1 protein-coding gene is annotated in these 1,271 nt (G+C 35.1%); it reads right to left on the reverse strand.

The features are described 5' to 3' along the window. Nucleotides 1-1,062 (reverse strand): IS3-like element IS981 family transposase gene (locus ABZ321_RS58195; RefSeq protein ID WP_354905694.1). Its coding sequence is split into 2 segments (ribosomal slippage), with 1,063 coding nucleotides annotated over them: nucleotides 1-846 and nucleotides 846-1,062; the frame shifts between segments, so codons are not numbered across the junction. This gene is flagged as partial in the annotation. Nucleotides 1,063-1,271: the final 209 nt, after the last annotated feature.

Below are 1,271 nucleotides of genomic sequence, written 5' to 3' on the forward strand. Positions count from 1 at the left end.
GATGGATTCGTTTTGAATTATAAAAGGCTTCGATGTACCAGAAAATACTCTGATAGGCTTCTTCAAAGTTCTTATATTTAAATTGATACACCCACTCTCTTTTTAAATGTCCATGCCAAGATTCAAGACTGGCATTATGATAAGGGTATCCCCTTCGACTGAAAGAGTGAGTCATCCCATAATACTTAAGCAACTCTTCATACTCTAGACTCGTATACTGGCTTCCTTGGTCAGAATGAAGAATAACAGCTTCTGGATAGTCTTGTGATTTAATGGCCTTATTTAAAGTTCTTTGCACTAATTCTACAGTCATTCGCTTGCCCAAATCCCAAGCAATAACTTTTTTAGTATAACGATCCATAATGGTTGAGAGATAAGCCCATCCTTGTTGAGTAGGAATATAAGTAATGTCGGTTGACCAAACCTTATTTTTCTTTGTAGGTTCAGTCTGTATGAGATTTTTTCGATTGATGTGATCACTTAGTGAGTATCCAGGCTTAAATTTCTTAATGACTACAGACTTGAGTTGAAGTTGCTTCATTAGCTTCTGTACCAGTTTTAACCCGACTTTTTCCCCTTGTTTAAGTAGAAGATGATGAATTTTAGTAGCACCATAGATTTCTCGGTTAGTATTGAAGAGTTGAGAAATTTTGAGTGACAGGTATTGTCTCCTTAATTGAGTTTTAGATGGATGTCGGTTAATCCGTTCATAATAACTTGATTCAGGAACATCAAGGAGTTGACAGCTTAGTCTGACATTGAGTGCTAAAGTTTGTATGGTTTGAGCCATATCCGCAGCACTCACTTCTTTTTCTCGGCGAATATGGTCAATACTTTTTTTAAGATGTCTCGTTCTTCCTTAACTTTAGCCAGTTGTCTTTTTAATTCTAGAAAATCAGCTTTAGAGACGGAGCTTTCATTAGATTTAGAGTAGAGGTCTATCCATTTATAAATTGTTGCAGGGGCCACGTCGTATTCTTTAGACAGCTGGGTGACGGATTGACCAGAATGATAGAAGGCGATAAGGGTTTCTTTAAATTCTTTTGAGTAGCGTTTTTTCATGTTTTTGTCCTTTGTCTAAATTATACAATAGTGACTCTAAGATTTAAGGATAACATCATTATTTGAACATAATGATATGTTAGAGAATTAATTATATTAGCAACTAAATCCGATTCTCTCTTTTGCACTCCAAAAGGTATCGAATAACAAACTCCGTATCTTCCGCATAATATAAATTTTCTTTAAACTTCAATTCATTACTGAATTAC

The organism is Dactylosporangium sp. NPDC006015, from assembly GCF_040614215.1.
Taxonomy (GTDB): Bacteria; Actinomycetota; Actinomycetes; order Mycobacteriales; family Micromonosporaceae; genus Dactylosporangium; species Dactylosporangium maewongense.